Raw genomic sequence first — 22,629 nt, 5'->3', positions numbered from 1 at the left:
TCAGATGTCCAATATGTATTGTAGTCCTACAGGAACACATTCAGGCCCCCGACAAAAGTTGTTGCAATTTGAGTGGAAAAGCGGTAAAATAAGAAATAATAAGATACCTGTGCCGAATTGATGGCATAGAGGGGCCATTTGGGGTCGCTGTTGACTGTATAATGCAGTTGACAGTGGCCTCTTTTTGTTTTCTTGCGAGGAGGGAACAGGGTGTCGGAAATGCACAACAATGGGCAGGAGCAGGAAATAGCAACTATATACTGCGTCAACTGTGGGTGTGGCCTCAATGAGGAGGAAGGCGTCCTAGCCTCCCCAGATTGGTACGAAGATACGCGGTTCGTCCATTATTGCCGTGACTGCCAGCAGAAGCAGTTCGAGGATTTTGCGGAGGACACCTCTCCCGCCTTTGCATACTTCCTATGCTGCGCGGCCTACAATCTCCCATTCATTCCAGAATGTATGCCAAACGGGGCATATGACGTCGACGAGATCACTTGGATCATGTATCTAGAAAACTTGGAAACCAGCGAATACAGATACAAGGACGACGGCGAACCGGCGGCGTTTGTGGATGGTATGACGGACATCTCTGTGCTCTTTGGCGGAAAAATCGACGCCAGGACAAAGTTCGCAGCAGGAGCGACCATGGAGGGAACCTCTGCCAAGCTGCCTGGTACAAAGGCCCAGCGCCGCAAGTGGGGCATATTGAGCGACTACACAACCGAGGACTATAAGGAACTCGACCGGCTCTACTCCATCAAGGCCGGGGGTCTGATGGAGAACGGCATTGACGAAGAAACGGAGCACAATCTTCGAGAGATATGTAAGCTTGAGCTTGACTACTCCAAAGCGATGGCAAGGAAAGAATACGATGACGCCCGCAAACTGAACGACATCCGCTCCAAATTTATGGCAGACAACCTCATGCGGAAGCGCGACGAAGCCCCGGTGGCCCCCATTAAGTTGGACACACTGAGCGATGCCTTAGAACGGGCTGGGTACATGAAAAACGGAGATTTGCTAGGGTATGATGAACTTCTGGGAAAACTTCGCGGAGATCAAGCCAAGTATCCCATGTCTCACGACTATCTGGACTACATCCTGCGAGAAATCGTCAACTGTACACGTCGGAACATGGGCATAGCCGAATCGGACGAGCTTCCCTTGGAACTTCAGCTTGAACCGCAATACGGAGAGTTCGACAGTGATATGAGCAAGGCAGAGTTGGACACATTGAAATGTCTGGGACTCCCGCCCATGAAATTGGAAAAGAAAAAGCTAAAAGGAAAGAAAAAGTAGAACCGAGGAGTTGAGTAAAATGCCAGCCGGTAAATGGTGGAACCCCACCCTTCATAGATGGATAAAGCGCGGGGAACCAAAGCCGGTGGACTACTCCAAGAAGAACTCCGAAAGCTGGTGCCTGCTCCTCTCCTACTTCCGTTGGTATCCTGATCGGCTGCTTGCCATCTGCCAATCCCCGGAGGCCGATTTCCAACAACAATTCATTCAAGCACTTATCTGGCGTGCAGATGCCCGGTATAAAGAAACCTTTATCACTGGTTCCCGTGGCCTTTCCAAGACCTACACAAAACTATCCGGAGCAGCAACCGAAATGCTGTGCTGGCCCCATGAGCGTATTCGCTACTTTGGCCCAACCATGGATCAGGCTGCGGATCTGGCCCGTTCAGCATTTGAGCAGGTGCAGAAGAACTATCCTGCCTTAACCAGCCAAATCATTATCAAGACATCTGCAAAGGGTGATTTTACCCTTATCACCGATACCAATTCCGAGTTCCGCATAACATCCAAGCGCGGCGATAACTGCCACCAAGTCATCTGTGAGGAGTGCGGGCAGGAAGACGAGTACCCCTTCGACCATGATCGCTATCAGACGGTTGTTGACCCAACAAACCGCTTGCGTCATCTAGTGAACGGTTATCCTGACCCAAATCATATCAACTTCAAGAAGCACTATATCACTTCTGCTTCTTCCCAGCAAAACGATGCCTTCAAGTATCGGTGCGACATTCTGGCCGACATGGTGGCTGGGAAGAGCGCGTTTGCCATAGACGTGCCCTGGACAGTCTCCGTCCTGTCAGGTATCCGAGACATTGAATACTTTCGGGGCCTAAAAAAGAATATGACTCCTGAGAAGTGGCTACGAGAGTGCGAGAGTGTCTACACCGGAGACACAAAAGACCCGGTCATTTCAGATGTGGCGCTTACTAAGTCCCAGGTGTTGAAGGTCATGGAGGAGCGCCATTGCGGGAATCCGAACTGCATTTATATCATCGGCTACGACGTATCCCATGAGGAAGGTGCGAACCACGCAAAATGCGCCATAGCAGTAACGAAATTGACCGCTCAGAAGGAGGACTCCAAGAAGGATGTGTTCCTGAAGCAGGTGGTATATCTTAACGATATGCTGCCAAGGGAGGCCAGCCTACAAGCACAATACCTCAAACAGATGTGGACGCGATTTTCCATGTCGGGGTCCAATTTCCTGACCTACATCGCCATCGACGATAAGCAGTACGGAAAGTCTGTTACGGAGCAGTTGATGAAGGATATGGGCGACGGGGTGACGCTGTGCTGCATGAACCATGACTACCCAGAGTTGGAGCTACCCGGTGCGCTTCCGGTTATTTACCCGGTCAAAGCCAGTAACGGCGCCAGGGAAACAGGGAACAGCGATCCGGACGGTGAGATGATAAAATACGCCAAGATGCAGTTTGAAAACGGCAACGTCCAGATGATCGTTCCAGACCACTACGCCGGTTTGGAGGCATATAAAAAAGCTCACAAAATCACGGACAGCTCCAGTGACGTAGAAATCGTTCTTCCATATATCAAGGCCCATGAGATGGTCCGTCAAATCAAGAATCTGCAAATCAAATACCGGGGCTCAAATTGGTCGGAGGACCGGGTATCCAAGTTCATCCAGCGTGATATGTGGTCTGCGACAAAATACACACTGCGGGTGGCACAGCTTCTGGAACGAAAGAACCTCATCCAGTCCGCCCGCCGGAAAACAAATTGGGAACCGCTGATAGCCGCCGCCCGCCGTGCCTCAGCCACAGCATCGGGGGTAGCGTCGTATAGGCCGCGTGTGCTTGGAAGAAGGGGAAGAGTATGTTGAACCGATACCGAATCTATCAAATGACTCCAACAGCAGAGCACATCGATTACGCTGCGGAAAAGTACCGCTTCCACCGGGCCACCCCCCATCATCTTCTTGTCTATACTAACAAACGGAAACCGGGAGGGAGTACGCTCATCAGGAACGCAAGATCGCTTCCCGCACCTGACCGGGAGTGGGTAGCCGCCTGCAATATCATCATCGCAGGCGAAGCCCTGCACAATGACCCGGATGCCCAGGCAGGTATTCTGAACTTTCTGGCTGACCTAGAAAAAGAGCTGGAGAAAGAGCAAGTACGGCTGAAGGAGGCTTAGCGAAAAGTGCAGACAATCTATCAAAACCTCCTGCGGCAAATCAATGTGCTTTCTGCGAAGTTCTCCAATATGCCGATGGATGCCCTGTTCCGGGCCTATGACCGGGCAATGGATAACAACCCATGGATTCAGAATAAGCGGGTCAAGCAAATTAACACCCTTCCCGTCGAGTATAGCAAGGACGCCATTGGTGAGGCTATCAAGAATCCAGGCGGAAACGAAGCCCTGCTGCGAGGAACCCATCACGCATTGGAGGCTACAGCTTATCCGATGCTAAAAATCAGGAAGCTCTACACCGACCTGATGACATACAACTATTATACGGCCCCGGCATTCACCGACGAAGATGATGCCAAAACGCCTGAGTTCTGGCGTGAAGCTGCCCTGTTGGAGAAGTTCAACGACAAACTGGACCCAAAAGCCAACGCCCACAAAGCTACCGGGCAAGCAATCCAAGAGGGCAAAGTGTTTTACTACATCCGATACGATGTAGATAAGTCCCACAACAAAGTCAACTACGCTTTCATGCAGAAACTCCCGCCAGACTGGCTAAAAATCATCGGCTACAACAACATTTCCGGCTATACCGTCTCCTTCGATATGTTCTATTTCCTCCAACCGGGTACTGACTGGAGGCAGTTTGGAGATCTGTTTATCCCCTATCTGGAGAGCTTCGACGCTGTGATTGAGCCGCCCGGAAACGCTGTGTTTGCCTCAAAGGGCTGGCGGGTCAATTTAGACAAACTAGCTCAAATGAAGGATCTGGTCGGGAACCCGGAGGCATACGTCCAGAACGGGCGGTGGGCCTATTGGGTGACTCTTCCAATCGACAAAGTCTGGGGCTTCGAGATAGATGATACAAACCCAAACCTCGCTTCCACTATGACAGGGCTTTATCTCTCCATGTCTGCTATCGCTCAGTATGAGCAGGTCCAATTGGAGTTGGTGCAAAACCCACTGATTGCTGTGATGACCGGAGAAATACCCTACCGGAATGACAGCGCCGCCCCGCAGGACGACGGGATAAAGCTATCTGAGGGTGGGCGCATCCTGTACGAAACCCTCTGGTACAATATGCTATCCCAGAACAACACCTCCGGCATCGGTTTCTTTATGGCTCCAGCGGAGAATCTAAAACTCCACCAACTAGCTGAGGCGCCGAGCGCCACGGAGATATCTACCAACGGCTACGGCTACGCCGTCGAGAAATCCGGTCTGGCAGGTCTCATCCCCATTAACGACAACCCACGCGCTGGCACGGTAAACATTTCCATTCAGTTGGAGGCAAAATATTGTCAAAGGGTCTACCAACAGTTTGAACGGATAATGAACTACATCTACTCTACGCTGAACCTCCGGTACACCTGGAGATTCCACATGTTCGGAGACCTCTACAACGACGAGAAAGAAAGGGCCAACATGCAAAAGAGCATGTCTATGGGTGTTCTTCCAGACCTTTACCGTTACAACGCCATAATGGGCCGCTCGCTGCTGGATGACTTGAGCATGAGCGCCGCCGTAAAGGAGAGTGGAGTGCTGGACATGAGACTGCCGCTTGTAACCAGCTACACTGCCAAGAACGGAGGACAGCTCCCTCCCTCCCCTGCCGCAGATCAGGGCGGGAGGCCGGAAATGGATATCGCAGATGTCACAAGCGAAGGAACGGAGGATATGAAAGATGCGGACTAGAGCGGAGGAAATCCCAAAGGAAGTAATTCAAGCAGTTGGCCGCATACTGGAACGTGGGAATGTAGCTGTGGTTGAGGAGAACAACGGAATTTTTAAGGTTTATACCACCCACCAAAAAGTAGAGTATTCTAACAAATTGGAATGGTTATCCACTTTGAAAACAAAATTTGGTCGAAAGGAGGGTTGTTAATTGATGAAAAAGCGCGAGTTTTTCAATTATGAAAACCCGAAGTTCTTCGCTCTGCGCGACCCCATGCGGGAAGTCATTCGTGCCTACTGGGCGGCAATGCAATATTACGCCTCCATCAAGGAGATCGTGTGGGGCCGGTATGGAATGGCCTATCTGAGTGATTCCCTCCACACTATGGAACACAAGCAGCCGGAGTACATCGACCAGTTTTCCGCTATCATGCGGCAACAGGGGCTTGAAATTGAATACCCATCTGTGCCTGAACTGGACGAACTTCTGGATAGCCTGGACGAAGTGTTCCGTGTCTGCATTGAGCTTAACGATAACGTGGACAAGGCCCTCCAGAGATTTATTAACGTGGCCGACCGAAAGGAAAATGAGGTGGGAGGTGTACCCAGCCAGAGTCAGGGGCACTTCCCTGGTCTGGCCCGGCAGGTGGAAAGCCTCCAGATTGAGAACAGCAAGGATCGGAAGAAACTGCTGGAAAGCTGGTCTATGTGGGATAACGGCTCGAGTATGTCCAGCTTCGACAAGTGGGTTAAAAGCATCTACGACCTACCGGACAACGGAGAGGAGGACGATGTTTAATGCCAATCAAGACCAAGTCCGCCGCCCCATTCGACGGCCTGGGTTCCCTCCGAGTGCTTCAACAGGACAACGACCTGAATTGGGACGTGCGGATCGAAATTATGCGCTCCGGCCTCAATGAGAATGGCTGGGACTACCGGAACATTGGCCGCTACGCCAATACCTTCCGGGGCACCCCCATCCTGTGCGCCTATCTTCCTGGCGGACGTATCGGAGACGGCCACAACATGACTGAGAGCAGGGGGATGGACGGACAAGTCCATTACTCCTTCACAGACGGAACCGCAGAGCGCATTGTCGGCATAATTTATGACACAGACGACGCCGTATGGACCGAGGAACGGGACGGTGAAGTGTGGGCCATCGCCAGGGGAAAGCTCTGGCGTTTCTATAATCCTGAGCTGGTGGACAAGATTGCACGACAGGGGCGCATGTCTGTATCCGCCGAGACCAACGTGACGAAGGCCCACCGGGAGACAGACCGGGAGGTCTACTCCCAATGGTACGGACTGGGTGTCACCATCCTGGGCGACGGCGTTGCACCGGCTGTCCCTGGGGCGAACATCAAGGCGCTGGAGGCTATGCAGAGCCAATTCAAGGAAATGCAACTCCGGGCCGCGTCCTACCATACGGACAAGCCGCAAGACAACAATAAAGGAGTGAAAACTTTGAGCGGAATGAGCAATGTCCCTCTGCTGAAAAAAGTACAGGAGAAGTTCAAAGACTACCGCATCCTGGACATGAGCGAAAATGGCGACCATATCCTGATGCTCAATGCCAGCGGCCTCCCCTGCACTTATGCCAGTAAGGCCGAGGACCACGATACCGTTATCCCGGAGCGAATCACCTATGCCAATCTCTCCGCCCCCTTCAAGTTCGAGGACGGTACTGTGGTATCCGTCGATGTGACCACCATGCTGGCAGCATCTGTGGAAGCCGCAAACAACCGGGCCGAATCCGCTGAGACCAAGTGTTCCAACCTTGAAAAGGAAAATGAGGCTCTGAACGCAAAGGTCAAGGCTATGAACGAGGCCGAGGACAAGCGACGTATTAAGGCCGCCAAGGAAGTCATTGAGAAAGCCATAAGTGAGGCCGATGCCTGCCACATGGAACTGAGCGAAGATACCCGTAAACAGCTCATGGACGCTGTGGAGGCCGGGTGCTACAACACCGTGCTTAACGAGGCAGGCGAGTGGGTCGGAGACCAGAAGGCCACCGCAGACGTGATGAGCAAAATCGGCGAACTTTCCATGCAGGCCGCCAGAGCCAAGGCAAACGCGCAGGAGAAGCGCTATGTCTGGGAGGGCGGCGGATCGGCAACCAATGCAGCCGGGGGCGACTCCAACGCCTTCCTGTCCCAGGCCATCAAGAACATTTCCGACTGAGAAAGGAGCAATACAGAATGGCTCGAATTGCCAATACCTTTTTTGAACTGAAAAACGGCAACCGCCAGTATGATGCAATGGCGAATCTGGCCGGTGTGTACCAGGACGCCGGCACTCCCGAGATCTGCCCCTCCGGTTTTCTGGTGACGAAACTCCAGCTTATGCCCGCCTCCGGCTATAACGGCATTTTGAATGGGAATACTTGGATCTTTAACAAAGCTGTCAGCGGCTCCAACACCACCAACGGAGAAATCCTGGAGCTGTTTGCCTATGATTCCTACGATGTGAACATGGTGGGTGACGGCGTAAACAATTGGCGCGTCGGAGCAAATACTGCTGGTCTTGAACTGCCTGCCGATGTAGTGGGTACTTTCTGCCGTATCGTACCTGGCTGGCAATATGTGTTCGGCTCTGGCAACTTCTCTACTGCCCCAACCGACCTCCAGACGACCAAGTACGCCACAGTCTCCAACGGTCTGCTGGTCGCTGGGGCCTCCGCACCAGATGCCAACACCGGGTACTGGTTCGAGATCGTGGGCGAGGTCTATCCAACCGTCGGAACACGCAACTGGGGTAAGGCGTACCGGGTCATCGCCCACTTCAACGGTATCGCAGGAACATCGGCCCCTGTAGCCCCTACTGCTGATGTGACCTTTGCTCTCACTACTCCATCCCCCGATGGTTCAAATACCATCAACGGAGGTGGGGCGACCAAGACCGTTACTGTGAACGTGAAGAACAGCACCGACAGCGTGGTTATCACGGCGACTAAGACCTCCGGGCAAACCCTCGCCAAGAGTGGCACGAACCAGAGCAACGTGACCCTAGGAAGCGACGGCAGCACCACCCAGACCATCACGGTGGACACCACCAATGTGGCTACTGCCGGCGGCAGCAAGAACTTCACCATCACTGTCAACGAGGGCAGCCACACCTCCATCAGCTACGCCGTGACCGTCACCGTGGCTGGTGCGGACTGAGAAAGGAGCTGAAGCATAAATGTCTCTGAAACTGAACAGCATTTCCCTTGACAATTTCAAGGTCAATACAGCGGATACCAAGATGGGCCGCATCTCCCGCAACGAACTGATCGCCACCGGCCGGCTGGTGACCATGGAGTACAACGGGCGTCTCTCCAACAAGGTTCGCAACAAAAGCGAGTACAAGACTCGCATGGACGATATTGCCTACACTAACCTGTCCTCCGGGCACAAAAAGAACCTGCTGATGTTCTGCGCCGCCCAGGCTTATGCTGTGCAGGGCAAGCCCGCCCCCGAGGACTTCGCCCAGGTCCAGAACGACCTTGGTCTGTTACGAGACCGGAACTTCCTCGCCACGCTGGCCGGTATTTCCAGGGAGATCATCACACCCTTGCTGCCCTACACAATCTCTAACATGGGCGGTCTCCTAATGGAGACTACCACTGTGCCCCTGGGCCAGACGAAGGAGATTACCGTTCACAGCAACGACATCTTCCTGTTCGAGGATTCCAGCTGGGGCGCTTCCCGCTCCACCACCATGAACTACCTCTACGATGACACCATCACTCTGAATCCCCGGCCCTACACCTGCCGGGCTGTCATCAAGTGGTACCAGATGGTGGGCAACGATGTGGACATCGGCTGGTACTATAACGCCATCATGGGCGGTATGTACTCCCGCATCATGGCGAACTACATCGGGGCCATTATGACCCTGGCTGACAACAGCCCCTACATCCCCGACTACCTGACCTTCGACACCTACAACTCTCAGAACTGGGCAGAGGCTATTGTGGCGACCTCCACTGCAAACGGTATCCCCCGGAACCAACTGATGGCCTTTGGCGATTACCGCGACCTCCAAAAGGTCCTCCCGCTGGGCACTCCCTCCGATGCCGCCCTAACCTATGGCCTGGGCGAGGAGTGGATGCGCAACGGTTTCCTGTCCGTGGTGGGCGGTGTGCCTCTGTTTGATGTGGACCCAGCCATGGTGCCCGGCACCGTGAATACCACCGGCGAGATGCTGGGCATGAAGGGCCTCATTCTCATCTCCGGGCGCATTGGCCGCGCCTACGCCCCCGTCTACACCGCCTTTGCCGAGGGTTCTCCTCTGGTCATTGAGATGGAGCCCCGCGAGAGCGGCGACAACTCCATTTACATCGACTGTACTGCCGTCATGGACACCAAAATCGTGATGGGCAGCAAGGTCGCCGCCATTCAGATGCCTTCCTGATTTCCTCCTCTTTTATAGGGGAGCGGCCCTTCGGGGCCCTCCCCACCCTTCAAATCTTGACAGAAAGGGGCGTTAAAAATGCCCAGAGGCGTAAGAAACATCAAAAACACCGTGGCGGAAACTATGGAAGCCAATCCTGTTGCCGATACCGTCGGGCAGTCACAGCCCACAGAGACAGAGCTGCTACGCCAGCAGAACGAAGCCCTTGCCAAGCAGTTGGAGGCCATGCAGAAGCAAATCGAGGCCATGCAGAAGAATCCGGGCTCCACCGTGGTCATGGCGAAGCCGGAAGAAACTGTGGAGCTGACCTACATCGCCGCCGTCTCCCCTACCAATGTGCTGTCCTTGGGGGACTACGGCTATTTAAACGGTGTGGGAGGCTATGTAGAGGTCCCCCGCAAGGAGTTTGGCGGAAAGTTCATGACACCGGAGATCCGGGGGCTGCTGAACCAGCGGCGGCTTATTGTCCTGAACGGTCTGAACGAGGATGAGCGTCGGCGGTACAATGTTGATTACAAGGACGGCGAACTGCTGGATATGCAAATGTTCGACCGGCTACTGGACGTGGGGCTGGAGCAGCTAAAGGAGCTGTTCTCCAAGCTGTGCGTCGAGCACAAGCGGATGGTCGCCACCCACTTCATCTCCTCCTATCAGAGGGGCGACAACCGCATTTCCCGTGAAAAAGTGGAGCCGTTGAACGACCTCTCCAAGTCCGAGGACCCCAAGGGGATGTTCCGGCCAATTCTGGAGAGCCTGAACAAGGTCTGATGCGCCCCGGCGGGGAGCGCATAAAATCCCCGCTTTATATGCTGGCGCTCCGGCGCATGAACTGGAGTGCAGAACACAGACAGGAGGCGGATCATATGGCCCCTTTGACAGGCATCCATGCTTACTTCATCAACAACAAGCCTATATACTCCACCTTTCTCGCTGATGTAAAGGCTCAGGGCGGCAGTACAGACCTATTCTCCCCTCCCTCCGCTTTCCCGGACGGCTATTTTGCCGCTATCCCTTGGGTGGGGGTGGTTGTCCAAAAGAACCCTGATTATGAGGGCGACACAGCCGCTTATAAGGCCGTGTCCATAACTTTAAATGGGCAGATATACCTCCTCCGCCTGAACAGCACCCAGAGTTTCGAGACGGGAGTGACAGGTTATTTCCACTCCGCACCAGCCCCGCAGAGGGAGGACTATTTCGGTGTGCCCCCGCTGACAGGCACCGAAGAAGTCACGGTAACGCTTCTTTATGATGACGTTCCCTATCAGAACACAGTTTTGGCCCCGGTAGAGCCGCTGGGAGCGACCACAAAATGGTCTGACATCATCCTGAACTATGGCAACCTATTCACAGACGATGTGAGAAACCAGGAGGCATACGACATCAATCCGGCGGCCTTTCTCAATACCGCCTCCTACTATCTTCAAGCGGCAATCCCCCGATTCAATCGGCCAACGGAAATCATCTCCTATCTGTCCCAGCGTACCCCGTCCTTTTTCTCGGAGACACAGTGGGCTGTGCCGGCTGAAATCCTGCCACCTGGAGAAATGCAGACACCTACTACAGAGCCTATCACCATCCAGGCCAAGCCTGGATACGAACTGTGTTCTGTGGTTATCCGGGGCACAGATAAATTTGGAAATCCCGTGGACACTCCCTATTCCATGGAAACCTACGACCCTCAGACGGGGAAGGTGACTTTCCCTGCTGGGCTGATATCTGGCACAGAGTTCATCATCGACCTGTATCGGGACGGAGTGTTCCAAAAAACGCTCTCCCCGGATATGAAGCGCATCCTGGGCTTGTGCTTCCACATGGTATGGGAGTACCGCTTCACCGGGAACTGGCTAGCGCGGTCAGCTAAGGTGAGTGACAAATCCTTTGCCCCACCTAACGAAGCCAACTGGACACGAGCGCAGGAGGAAAAGCGGCGGAGTGAGGAAGATACGCTTAATCAGGAACTACGCCGGTATGAACAATCCTGTACCTACCGCGGCGTGGTAAATTTCAGCCCTTCCATCAATCTTTTCTGAACAAGGAGGTCATGGTCATGGCATTTCATCTGATTGGCACCGACCCGTTCACGTCCACCTTCGTACTAGACAGCGAGGAGGACGCCGCTGAGCTGCCCACCGACTGCGGTATCGGCTCTCAGGCGTTCTGCGCCGAGAGCGCGGACGGAAGCGGAATCGGGCGCGTGACCTACATTCTGAACGGCGATCTCCAGTGGGTCAAGTAATAGGGGGCGATTTAATTGTCTATCAAAGACGGAATTGTTGGCGCAATGGTCGTCGGCGGCGGTCCCGGCTCCGGCGGTGGCTCCGTGGTGGTCCCGAACATCAACGCCACCGTGGAGACGCTTCCAGCGGGGAGCGAGGCCACCGTTGAAAAGAGCGGTTCCAATACCAACGTGACCTTTAACTTCGGCATCCCGAAGGGCGACACGGGCGCGAAGGGAGACCAGGGCGCCCCTGGAGCGACCGGACCTGCCGGACCGCAGGGCATTCAAGGCGAGCAGGGCGTGGAAGGACCTGCTGGGCCTGCTGGCCCAACTGGTTCCACAGGACCACAGGGCGAGCCCGGTGTACAGGGACCGGAAGGCCCGCAAGGTATCCAGGGAGAACGGGGAGCCACGGGGCCAGAGGGGCCACAAGGACCACAGGGTCCTGCCGGTAGTGTCGGCCCGCAAGGCCCGCAAGGCATCCAGGGTCCCAAGGGAGACCAGGGAAATCCGTTCCTCATTCAGAAGATATATGATACCGTTTCCGCCATGAACGAGGGTTATGCCACCGATGGTCTGCCGCAGGGCTCTCTTGTGGGGATCTCCACCCAGACCGGCGGCGAACAGGGCGGATACATCTACGCCAAAGGGGCATCTGCCTATGAGTTCTTCTATGACCTGAGTACCACGGAAGGCATCCAGGGCCCCAAGGGCGACCCAGGAGAGCAGGGGCCGCAGGGTGAACAGGGCCCCGCTGGCCCCGCTGGCCCGACCGGCCCACAAGGCGCACAGGGAGAACCGGGCCCGACCGGCCCCGCAGGTCCACGGGGCGAACAGGGGCCATCCGGTACAGCTGGAGTCCAGGGCCCGGCTGGTCCGCAGGGTGCGGTTGGTGCACAGGGCCCAAAAGGAGAGACAGGCGTTCAAGGCCCTGCTGGTGCTGATGGAAAAGCTGCAACAATCAAGATTGGAACCGTGACCACCGGAGATCCTGGAACAGCCGCACAGGTGACCAACAGCGGAACCTCCAGCGACGCTGTATTCGATTTTACCATACCAAGAGGGCGAGACGGAAGCAGCGGGGGCTCCGCCGCCTCCACCGATGCCGTACCCTTTACCCTGACTTCCACAGGTTGGGCAGGCGAAAGCGCGCCTTATACACAAACAGCGACGGTTGCTGGTATTACAAAGGACAATTCGGCGGTAACAGGCCCTGCAACTCCAACGGACGCAATCAACGCCGCTAACGCCGGGGTAAAGTGGAGTGCACAGGGAGAAAACGCTTTAACCTATACTGCGCAGAGCAAACCAAGTGTTGATCTAAAATACAATGCCCTGATTTTTGCTACAACGGCATAGGAGATATACATGGCTGTTTTCGATGTAACGCCAAACATAGGCGGAAATAGATATGCTGCGGGGGGCGGGATTTCCCTCGACGAGAAGACTGTTTCTATCCGGACTTCGGGCCGGGATAACAACGCCACAAGCATCAGCGAAAATGGGATCTACACCTATATTCCATTTCAAGGGAAGATGTTCCCGTTGATTGAAGTGACTGTGCAGGCGGAAACCTCATCCGGAATCTTGGTCACTGCCACGCATGGAGAAGCCACAGTTTCCGGGATGACAAACGCTGATGGAATCGCAACCCTAGAGTTAGGCGCGTTCGGGCCTTGGACTGTGCAGGCGACCTATGGGGGCATCACTGGTTCAGAAACGATTGACGTCACCCGCGCAGACATATATTCCGTCAGATTGTATTTATTCCCAGCTACTATTTTCGGCGTTGTTTGGGACATGTCCAATTCCAGCCCAGAAATGATGCGCCTTACTCCGGAAAGCGATCCAAACGGATATGTAAATGAGGTCGTGTCTTCCGAACCATCCCCGGCAGTAGGAACAGAGGCAGGAAGCTCCCCATTTGACCACTACCTTCCCTGGATGGAGATGAAAGAGGTCAATATTGTAGATGGAGATATCATTGCTCCAGATAGCCCATTATTTTCTCGGACAGCAAATGACACCATGATTTATATCCCCCCTTTCTATTACAAAATCATTTCTTCAGAAGATATGATTTACTTCTATATTGCCGACAATAAAATTTCAGGATTTGAACTCCATCCGGGTAGTAACACGTATGTGGCTCGATACCGAGTCAAAATTGAAAACGGAGTATTTACGTCTAAATCGGGTGGAACACCAAGTTACGGGAGCTCCTTTAATGCCGATTACGCTCGTTCGTATGCCACCAAAAAAGGTAGTGGTTGGCAAATATTTGATTACTCTACTTGGTGTGCCATATTTCTCTTATATGCTGTTGAATTTGCAGATTGGAGAAGTCAGGCTTTGATAGGACCCGGACAAGTAAATGCTTCTGCTGGTGCGCCGAATGGAGCTACCGATGATATGATATACCACACAGGCAAAAAAACAGCGTCCACTTCAAGCAGCCCAATGCAGTATCGCGGAATAGAGGAACTGTGGGGGAGTTATCGCCAGTTGACAGATGGGGTCAACAAACTGAATGGCAATATGTATATCTGCCTTGACCCTACTAAATATGGTGGCTCGATTCCAACCGACTACATTGACCTTGGGCCTTTTAGTTCCAATTCCGGCTACATTACCCGACTAAACGTGATAGATACCTACAATTGGTGCATTTTACCTGATCAGTCTGGAGGCAGTTCTAGTACTTATATCCCGGATCGTGCAAATATTCGCAATGCTTCTGAGTCAATCTACATGTCTGTCACTGGTGGAGACTGGAACGATGATACAGATGCTGGAATAGGATATTTTTTAACAAACGATAGTCCAACCGTTGGGACAAGCTGTAGGATTGAGTATCGGGCTCCAAAAGGCGCATGAGTAGGAGGTAAAAACAATGCCTATCTTTGATTATACACAAAATTCTACGGGAATTACTTCCTATACTGCTGGAGATGGTATATCCATTCAAGGAAATTCGATATCTGCAAAGGTGTCTGTTGAAGAGGATAATGCAACCCAAATTTACAACGGGGCGATTTACACCCCAGTAGTGAAACCTACCGCTATGAAGCCACAACTTATCATATATACAGCCCCATCTTCTCCAAACATCGATGTAGTCATTCAGAAAGCTGAAACAAAACTGACGTTACAGACAAACGAAAATGGAGCGGTCACCGTAGATATTCCCTTATTTGGAACTTGGGATATATCAGCCACACTTGATGGAGAAAAGGTAACCGACCAAGTGGCTATCTCTACAGTACGGCAATATATTGTCACACTTTCCAGCGGATCTGTGTGTGGTGTGTCTTGGGATATGGCAAACCCATCAACTAAACTGACCCGCTTGACTATCAATAATGATCCATACAGCTATGTTACAACTAATGTGACTGAAGACCCCTCTCCCGCAATTGGGATAATAGGCGGAACTTCCCCATTTGACCGGATTGCGCCTTGGTCAGAAATTTATGAATGTAACCTTGATGGAAATGGAACAGAAATTTACAAACGGGGAGAGCCTGGATTTTCCCGCACAGAACATGAAACGTTGGTATGGATTCCTAAATTTTATTACCGCGTATCGGACGCCGGAAGTATCCGATTTTTCTATATATCTTCAATGCCACTTGAAGGGTTTGAGAGGCACCCTGGCAGCGGGACGTACATCGGAAGGTATAATACAACTCCAGGATATAAGTCCATTTCAGGTATACAACCTTTACGTGGTGCAACAAGGCCAACCATCCGCACAAACTCTCGGGCAAAAGGTACGGGCTGGGATGGATATGATTATATGACATGGTGCGCTGCATGGTTACTTTACTTAGTTGAATTTGCAGACTGGGATAGTCAGAATACCATTGGCCTAGGCTATACTTCTGGACGCTCTGCTCCATTGAACAATGGCGGAACGGACAACATGATTTACCACACAGGGCGTGCGTCTGGAACAGATGGAGATACGGCCATACAATATAGATGGATTGAAAATCTATGGGGGAATCTATACCAAGTAATAGATGGTATAAATGTCTACGAAGGTACTTTCCTTATTTGTACAAATCCAGAAAATTATGCAGATGATACTGGAATCAACTATGTAAGTACAAGTATGCCAGGAGTTTCAATAAGCGGGTATATAAGTAAAACCGGGTTATTTGAAGGGGCCACATGGGCATTCATCCCAACCGAAGCAGGAGGCAGTCAAAGTTCATATATACCAGATCGGGTGATTATCTCTAGTGGTCAGTCATGGCGCATTGCAGTAGTCGGAAATCACTATAACAATAACTATAACACCGGATTATTTGATATTTATTGCGGATACAACTCTGCTTCAGAAGCAGATTCGAATGGTGCCCGCCTTATTTTCCGTCGTCAGGAGGTGCAAGCATGAGAGTACACGGTGACGTTAATCCACCTGCTTTTACTGTAGAAAAGCAGCCAAAACATTCTGGCTATTACCTTGTACGGTTTTACAAAAACGCTGTTCCATATAAAAGCAGTGACTATGAGGGCTGGGAGTATGAGGAGTACCACTTAGAGATGCGGGAGCGGCCTGACCTTCAAACTTATGTCCAAAATCACTACAACGAGCTATTCCAGGAGGCAAAGGGTGGACCGAGCGAAGTGGAACAACTGAGGGCCGACATGGACTATATTCTGTTGATGGGAGGGCTTTAAGATGGACGTAGAAACCATGCGCTACTATGTATCCACTGGCCTGTGGTCGGCTGATAGGGTAGAAAAACTGTATCAGGCCAAGAAAATCACCAAGGAACATTACGACGAGCTGAAGGCCCTTGTCACGAAGGGGTGATACCATGCCGTTTATGCAACGCCGACCTGTCATCCAACGGGACTCTAACACCCCGAGCGGCACTGGCCTCCAGCACCAATACATGGCGGACCCCGCAAAACAGCACCTCCGAAGTATGGCGCAGTATGCCACGGACTTCTTTGAAGCACAAGTGCAGGGGCTTGAGGACGATGATGCGTGGAAAGCTGGGTGGTATAAGATACGAACCGCTGCCCACTTTTCTTCCCTCAATACCAGTAATATGTCCCACGACGATGATTGGCGGGTGGTGTACTTTGAGCGGCCAGATATCGATTACATAAGGCCCGGCACCAAGTTCTGGTTCTGGAACAACTGTTGGTTGGCGGACAACCCCGCCAATATAGCAAGCGTGTCCGGGAACGCTTTGGTGAAACGGTGCAACGCCGTGTGGAATAGTCTGGACTACTTTGGCAACATCGTATCTGAACCGATGGTCATCACCCGGCCAAACACCATGGCGAACGCCAACACAGATACGGAAACTATGAAGTTGGCAGACAGCTATATGGACTGCATCATGCAGGCCAACCCATGGACGATTCAGAATCTTAAAAACAACACCCGCATGATTCTTGGAACAAGCGGCTTTGCCGTGCGGGGCCTGTCTGACTACATACGGGAGTTCACCGACCAGCAGGACAGTGTGCGGGTGCTCCGCTTCTCCCTGTACTACCAAGAACCGACGGAACGGGACGATATGAAGCATCAGGTGGCGGATGGGCTGGCGTTCTCATGGATAGTCAATGTCACCGGCCCCCGGTCGATTCAGGCCGGTGAACACGTTTCTCTTGTGCCATCCTCTATCCGAAACGGCGAGGCGGTGGCGGACACCATCGCTGTGACTTATCTGTGGTCTTCCCGCTCCCCGGAGATTGCCACGGTGGACGAGAATGGCGTGGTAACAGGCATGGTAAACGGTCAGGTAATCATTCGATGCACTTTGAAGGAGAACCCTAGCATCTTCACAGACACCGTTTTAGAGGTACAAGATGCTCCAACAGGGCTTCACTGGGCTACTGACGTACCGAGGAATATCCCAGCATACCAGAGCCGCAAACTAGCCGTAGCTGGGGAACAGGGCCCTGTGGAGTGGTCTTTCTCCGGGCCTGATCAGAACTGCTACACCGCGCAAATAGTCGGAGCGCAGTCTGCCATCTCTTGCTACTACCCCTCCCCTGTTCCTCTAACAGTGAGCATCACAGATGGGACTGCGACTCTGACAGCAGAAATCAAACTGACCGGAAGTTGAAAATTCAGTTGAATAAGAGGTGACAATCATGCTGAACAAGCCAAGATGTCAAAAGGCGACCAACCAGACAGGAAAGCAGGCCCTATACTGTGAGGGAAGGTTCCTGTGCGCCCACCAGTACAACTGCCCACAGACCCGGCAGTACGAGAATACTCCGGGCTTTCAGGAGTGCAAGCGGCTCCAACCGCAGAACCGATCCCCTTCTGTCGGATACCACCAAAACGTCATCCCTCGGGTAAAGAACCTGAAGTCGGTGGAGCAGGCCCCGGATGCAACAACTGTCCTTCCCAGCGGGATGTATGTACGGAACGTCATCCCGAATGCCGAGGGCAAGGCCGAGGAAACTATTTCTGGTAAAGAAGAAGCGACACACATAACTAAACAAAAGAAGGAGACGCAGAATGGAAAACAAGTTCGCAAGTCTCGAAGCAGAAAGCGTAAAGAAGGCTGACACCTACCTGAGCATCGCCAAAAAGACCGCCATCGTCAAACTGTTGGCCCCCGGCTGCATTGAGCAGGTGGATGTGCTACCGAAAAGTGAAAACGCAAACGTTCAACCAATACCGCCCCGCTGGCAGGAGAACATTTTGGGGAAGCGGCTGATTATGTCTTATGTGCTGGCAGGTATCTATCTTCACCTGATCGACGTGAACGGACTTTACAACAGTGAGACCCCGAAGTTCGAGTTCACCGCCCGGCAGTATGACATCTTTTCCAAAACCTACGGACAACTAGAAGGGATGAAGCGGGATGACGATCCGGAGGTGCGAGCCCACGCCGCCGCCATCCTGTCTGACTACCGGGACTTTGAAAAACTCCTGAATGCGGAAATCTATAATCTGCTCCAAGCCAAAAATGATCTGCTTTCCCGAGTTGTAATGCTGTTTACTGAACAGAGTACCCCGGAAAGCATTCAAAATGTGTTGGATGCCCTGCACGAAGTGCAGACAGAGGCCGAGGCACAAGCCCGCAAGAGTAAGGAATGGCTGGAACATGTGCGGGCAGAAAAGGGGGAGTAGGCATGTGGCCTTCACCTACCTATCCATATCAACGAGATCAGCAATATATAAAGTTCATCGGTGCAGAGAACATCCCCCGCCAAGTTTGCACTTATTTGATGGACATGCCACTGCCGAACTACAATCCCCCCACTGAGAACATCTATCCAAGGGTACGGCTGATGAAGTACCTCTTCTATGATGGGATTTCCCCGCTGGACGAGCCGTGTCCGACGACGGAACAGAAGTTGTCCGTTCTATTTGACCCGGAACATCCAACTGCCCCAGTCTCCCCAGAGAAGGGTTACCGTATCTTCCCGCAGGCATATGTGGCTCAGGCACAGAACATCGGGGACACCTCATTACGATGCTATATGGGCCAGACAGTGGCAAAAGGGTCGTACCGTGCCGAACTGTCTGTGATCTTCGAACTGACTACCAATGTCAACTATGAATCTGCATCCGGCTACGCCATATCCCGCACCTATGCCATGGAGTGCGCTCTGATTGAGGCGTTAAACGGCGTGAATATGAACGGTGTTGGCACATTCTACTTTGACCGCACACAACACCCGTCCTGCGGCTCATGGAACATCGACGACAGGGGAACCAACCTGGGACGGAGGGTGATTCTCGGCCTGACATGGCAGGACTGAATTAAAAAGACCTACGCTCAATTGTGAGCGCAGAAGGGCCATTAGGGGCCACACAGGAGAGCATATTTCTTCTGTGTGGCCCCCTGCTTTTGTTTACCAGGAGGCATCAATCATGCCACTCACTCAGGAACAGCAGGAAGCCGTCCGTATGGGCACACCAATCGAATGGAACGGCCTGACCCTGTTTCCAATATTGATGAAAGACTATAACAGGTTTATCATCGCCCAAATGGGCCTTACGGCTCAACAGCAGACACTACCAAGTAAATACGTGGTTATGCGCTATCTGGAAGCCCTGTATGCGCTTGACTACGACGTGCGAACCAATGGAGGCCCACAGGGCGGTTTTTTCTCCCGTATCCTACTCTTTTTGATGCTTTCTTTGCGGCTGGAAGTGAGAAAAGGGCTGGATGGAGAAGAATACATTCCCATAGGCATCCAGACGGAGAAGGACAACCCACGGAAGTTGACCGCCCTGGAAGTGACGCAGGGTGAAATGAGCGTTGAGATCACCCCGCAGAACTTCGTTCAGCTCCGGGAAATCCTGGCCGCACAAAACGAAGTGGAACTTCCAGACGAAACCCTGAACGCCGAACTGGTGCAGGCGGAACGGGACTTGGCTGCGAAAAGTTCTCTCAACCTCGTACCAGATAGCGAGGCTCTGATCTACTCCGTCTCTGTCAAAACGCAGATACCCGTCGAAGATATATTCCAATGGACGGTAAGGCGATTCGTTCTGACAGAGCGGGCCATTGACCGAATCACCGGACACCTTGTAGCCGCACTTTCGGAGGCAGCGGGAGCCAAATATAAGAACGGTAACCCGTGGCCCTCCTGGAAGTACGACCGTGACAAACATTCAAGCGCACTCGTCTCCCTTGCGGAACTCACACAGAGGCTATCCGGTTCTGTGGAAGCGAGATAGCCAATCCACCTGAAAGAAAGGAGCAAACGTCTCTATGATTACTGCTACTCTGAATGGCCGTCCCCTGTACGCCAAGGGCACCATGGATGTAAAGATGTTCGACCCTGCTACCAATGACTTGGTATATTACTCCAACAAAATGTCCACTTCGCAGTTGGCGTCCACCATCAACCTAGGCCCCATCAACGCAGGTATTGGCAACCCCATCGTCATCCAGATTCCAGACACTCCCTCTCTGACCATGAACCTGACCGCCGCCGACTTCTCCCTTGAGGGCCGCGCCCTGTCCGTTGGCGGGAACGTGGTCTATAACGGCGTGGTCCCCGTGGATGAGGCGGTGGAGGCCAACGGAACCACCCTGACCGTGATGCAGACACCAGTTGCCCCCCTTGGCGGCTGCAACGTAGTTGGCTACATCAACAACGGTGGCACCGCCTATCCCATCGACCCTGATACTAAGCAAATCCAGGGATTCACCGCCGTGGCGGGCACCACCTACTGTGTCCACTACTACACCACTAATCCCTCTGCCAAGCAGCTCTCCATTGAGACTCTGATGAATCCTGCCGTGGTGCGCGGCTTCATCACCATCCCTGTCTACTCTACTGAGGGCAGCGCCTCCAACGCCAATACCGGCTCCCGTGTGGGCTCCCTCTACATCACGATCCCCCGTGGTCAGCTCTCCGGCGACGCTTCCACCGAGGGCTCCCAGACCACCGCCGCCACCACCGTCATGAACTTGACCGCTCTGTCCTACGACGAGGCGTGTGAGCAGGGCATCCAGTGCGGCGGCTCCTCCTCTCCCAAACTGGCCTACATGGTACTGGAGCTGTTCGGCAACCCCGACCAGAACGTGGAGAGCTTGGCTATCGTGGGCGGCAACGATATCACTGTCACCGCCGGTTCTCCCTACACTATCCCTGTAAAGTATGAGATGGACAACGGCGAGATTGTGACCCCCGACCTGACCAACTTTATCTACACTCCAGAGGACGGCGGGCTGTATTTCAACGTCTCCCCCAATGGCGTTATCACTGGCACTGCCAATGGCACCGGCAATCTGGTCATCACCTCCAAGTATAACTCTGAGCTGACTACCGCCGCCACTGTGACCGTGGAGGGTGGGGCCAGTACGCCAACTTCCAATGTCACCTTTCAGCTCACCACGCCTTCCTCCGGCAGTGATAACAAACTGAGTGGCGGAGGCGGTACCTACACAGTGGATGTAGATGTGGTGAACGGAACCTCCTCTGTGGTCGTGACCGGCACAAAAACCGCTACTCAGAGCGTGGTCATCACCGGAGCCAACGCCTCTCTAGTAACCGCGGCTGGTAATGACACCATCCCCACCTACACCATTGATACCTCCTCCGTCGCCTCTGACGGCGGCACCCTAAACTTTACCCTTGGTGTGACCGAGGCAGGCAAATCTCCCATCTCCTACGCCTTTGATGTGACCGTTGCCGCCCCGCCTGATGACACAGCGGACATGACCTTTGACCTGACCACACCCAGCAAGAACGAATCCAACACCATCAGCGGCGGCGGCTCCAACAGAACCGTCACTGTCAACGTACAGAATGGCACCGGGAGCGTGGTGCTCACCGGCACAAAAACATCCGCCCAGGAAGTAAAGGTCGGCGGCACAAACGCCAGTGATGTCAGTCCGGCCGGGAGCGCAACCGCCCCTACCTATACCGTCAACACAAGCAGCGTTTCCGCCGCGGGTGGCTCAAAGTCCTTCACGCTGACGGTAAGCGAGGATGCCCATAGTACCATCGTCTACAATGTGACGGTCACTGTGGCCTCACCTCCTCCGGCGACCGCAGATGTGACGTTTGCGCTGACAACTCCGGGCAGCGGGGGCGGGAACAGCCTCAGCGGGGGCGGAGCGAGCAAGACCGTGACGGTCAACGTCGTGAACACCACGAATAGCGTGGTCATTACGGCAACCAAGACATCCGGACAGACACTTTCCAAGGGCGGCACCGACCAGGCGAATGTGACGATTGGGGATAATTCTACGAAGCCCACCATCACAGTGGACACCACGAGCGTCGCCACAGATGGCGGAAGCAAGAGCTTCACCATTGCCGTCAATGAGGGGAGCCACGCCTCGATCACCTACAACATCACAGTAACTGTGGCCGGTGGCGGCTGATATCCAGCACAGCTAAACCGACAGGTCAGGTAGAATAAGTTTCGCAAAAAGACAAAG

At 53.2% G+C, this 22,629-nt stretch carries 22 protein-coding genes; all 22 read left to right on the top strand.

The window, feature by feature from the left end; translation table 11 throughout:
* Positions 1 to 210: 210 nt before the first annotated feature.
* The 22 genes from HMPREF0372_RS02600 (at position 211) to HMPREF0372_RS02505 (ending at position 22,572) form a co-directional block, all read left to right on the top strand.
* The gene (locus HMPREF0372_RS02600; RefSeq protein WP_039996551.1) at positions 211 to 1,299 is read left to right on the top strand and encodes a hypothetical protein; all 1,089 of its coding nucleotides are present in this window, start codon (positions 211 to 213) and stop codon (positions 1,297 to 1,299) included.
* Positions 1,300 to 1,318: 19 nt separating this feature from the next.
* Positions 1,319 to 3,139 carry a hypothetical protein gene (locus HMPREF0372_RS02595; protein WP_007488716.1) on the top strand — a complete coding sequence of 607 codons (1,821 nt, stop codon included), beginning with the start codon at positions 1,319 to 1,321 and terminating at the stop codon, positions 3,137 to 3,139.
* Entirely contained in the window at positions 3,133 to 3,453 is a 321-nt protein-coding gene (locus HMPREF0372_RS02590; protein WP_007488714.1) for a hypothetical protein, read from the top strand. Before HMPREF0372_RS02595 ends, HMPREF0372_RS02590 begins: the two co-directional genes overlap by 7 nt.
* Before the next feature lie 6 nt (positions 3,454 to 3,459).
* Positions 3,460 to 5,142: a hypothetical protein gene (locus HMPREF0372_RS02585; protein ID WP_007488712.1), complete on the top strand. Its 1,683-nt coding sequence runs from the start codon at positions 3,460 to 3,462 to the stop codon at positions 5,140 to 5,142.
* A gap of 193 nt (positions 5,143 to 5,335) precedes the next feature.
* Entirely contained in the window at positions 5,336 to 5,920 is a 585-nt protein-coding gene (locus HMPREF0372_RS02575; protein WP_007488710.1) for a hypothetical protein, read from the top strand.
* On the top strand, positions 5,920 to 7,305 hold the full coding sequence (locus HMPREF0372_RS02570; protein WP_007488709.1) for a hypothetical protein: 1,386 nt from the start codon (positions 5,920 to 5,922) through the stop codon (positions 7,303 to 7,305). The genes HMPREF0372_RS02575 and HMPREF0372_RS02570 overlap by 1 nt, the downstream gene beginning before the upstream one ends.
* 17 nt (positions 7,306 to 7,322) lie before the next feature.
* Positions 7,323 to 8,285 carry a hypothetical protein gene (locus HMPREF0372_RS02565; protein ID WP_007488708.1) on the top strand — a complete coding sequence of 321 codons (963 nt, stop codon included), beginning with the start codon at positions 7,323 to 7,325 and terminating at the stop codon, positions 8,283 to 8,285.
* A gap of 19 nt (positions 8,286 to 8,304) precedes the next feature.
* A complete protein-coding gene (locus tag HMPREF0372_RS02560) occupies positions 8,305 to 9,519 on the top strand; it encodes a hypothetical protein (RefSeq protein ID WP_007488707.1) in 1,215 nt (404 codons plus the stop codon).
* Between the two features lie 78 nt (positions 9,520 to 9,597).
* Positions 9,598 to 10,287 carry a DUF5320 domain-containing protein gene (locus HMPREF0372_RS02555; RefSeq protein ID WP_007488706.1) on the top strand — a complete coding sequence of 230 codons (690 nt, stop codon included), beginning with the start codon at positions 9,598 to 9,600 and terminating at the stop codon, positions 10,285 to 10,287.
* 95 nt (positions 10,288 to 10,382) lie between these two features.
* The gene (locus HMPREF0372_RS02550) at positions 10,383 to 11,549 is read left to right on the top strand and encodes a hypothetical protein (protein ID WP_039996547.1); all 1,167 of its coding nucleotides are present in this window, start codon (positions 10,383 to 10,385) and stop codon (positions 11,547 to 11,549) included.
* Between the two features lie 17 nt (positions 11,550 to 11,566).
* On the top strand, positions 11,567 to 11,755 hold the full coding sequence (locus tag HMPREF0372_RS02545; protein WP_007488702.1) for a hypothetical protein: 189 nt from the start codon (positions 11,567 to 11,569) through the stop codon (positions 11,753 to 11,755).
* Between the two features lie 15 nt (positions 11,756 to 11,770).
* Positions 11,771 to 13,096, top strand: coding sequence for a collagen-like domain-containing protein (locus tag HMPREF0372_RS20970; protein WP_050810468.1), 1,326 nt, complete (start codon positions 11,771 to 11,773; stop codon positions 13,094 to 13,096).
* A gap of 9 nt (positions 13,097 to 13,105) precedes the next feature.
* Positions 13,106 to 14,614, top strand: a complete 1,509-nt coding sequence (locus HMPREF0372_RS19570; RefSeq protein WP_007488699.1) for a hypothetical protein — start codon at positions 13,106 to 13,108, stop codon at positions 14,612 to 14,614.
* A gap of 16 nt (positions 14,615 to 14,630) precedes the next feature.
* Positions 14,631 to 16,139, top strand: a complete 1,509-nt coding sequence (locus HMPREF0372_RS19565) for a hypothetical protein (protein WP_007488698.1) — start codon at positions 14,631 to 14,633, stop codon at positions 16,137 to 16,139.
* The gene (locus HMPREF0372_RS02530; protein ID WP_007488697.1) at positions 16,136 to 16,426 is read left to right on the top strand and encodes a hypothetical protein; all 291 of its coding nucleotides are present in this window, start codon (positions 16,136 to 16,138) and stop codon (positions 16,424 to 16,426) included. Before HMPREF0372_RS19565 ends, HMPREF0372_RS02530 begins: the two co-directional genes overlap by 4 nt.
* A gap of 1 nt (position 16,427) precedes the next feature.
* A complete protein-coding gene (locus tag HMPREF0372_RS20965; RefSeq protein ID WP_007488696.1) occupies positions 16,428 to 16,562 on the top strand; it encodes a hypothetical protein in 135 nt (44 codons plus the stop codon).
* A 388-nt stretch (positions 16,563 to 16,950) separates the two neighbouring features.
* Entirely contained in the window at positions 16,951 to 17,832 is an 882-nt protein-coding gene (locus HMPREF0372_RS02525) for a hypothetical protein (protein ID WP_155116951.1), read from the top strand.
* A 28-nt stretch (positions 17,833 to 17,860) separates the two neighbouring features.
* Positions 17,861 to 18,283: a hypothetical protein gene (locus HMPREF0372_RS19560; RefSeq protein WP_155116950.1), complete on the top strand. Its 423-nt coding sequence runs from the start codon at positions 17,861 to 17,863 to the stop codon at positions 18,281 to 18,283.
* On the top strand, positions 18,234 to 18,851 hold the full coding sequence (locus tag HMPREF0372_RS02520) for a hypothetical protein (protein ID WP_007488694.1): 618 nt from the start codon (positions 18,234 to 18,236) through the stop codon (positions 18,849 to 18,851). Before HMPREF0372_RS19560 ends, HMPREF0372_RS02520 begins: the two co-directional genes overlap by 50 nt.
* Positions 18,852 to 18,946: 95 nt before the next feature.
* Positions 18,947 to 19,486, top strand: a complete 540-nt coding sequence (locus tag HMPREF0372_RS02515) for a hypothetical protein (protein WP_155116949.1) — start codon at positions 18,947 to 18,949, stop codon at positions 19,484 to 19,486.
* 112 nt (positions 19,487 to 19,598) lie between these two features.
* Complete coding sequence (locus tag HMPREF0372_RS02510; protein ID WP_007488691.1) at positions 19,599 to 20,411, top strand: hypothetical protein; 813 nt, start codon at positions 19,599 to 19,601, stop codon at positions 20,409 to 20,411.
* Positions 20,412 to 20,445: 34 nt separating this feature from the next.
* Positions 20,446 to 22,572, top strand: a complete 2,127-nt coding sequence (locus tag HMPREF0372_RS02505; RefSeq protein WP_007488689.1) for a hypothetical protein — start codon at positions 20,446 to 20,448, stop codon at positions 22,570 to 22,572.
* Positions 22,573 to 22,629: the final 57 nt, after the last annotated feature.

The sequence above is a fragment of the Flavonifractor plautii ATCC 29863 genome (genome assembly GCF_000239295.1).
Taxonomy (GTDB): Bacteria; Bacillota; Clostridia; order Oscillospirales; family Oscillospiraceae; genus Flavonifractor; species Flavonifractor plautii.
The sequence above is the reverse complement of the archived record's forward strand: the minus strand, read 5'-3'. Positions and strand labels throughout refer to the sequence as shown.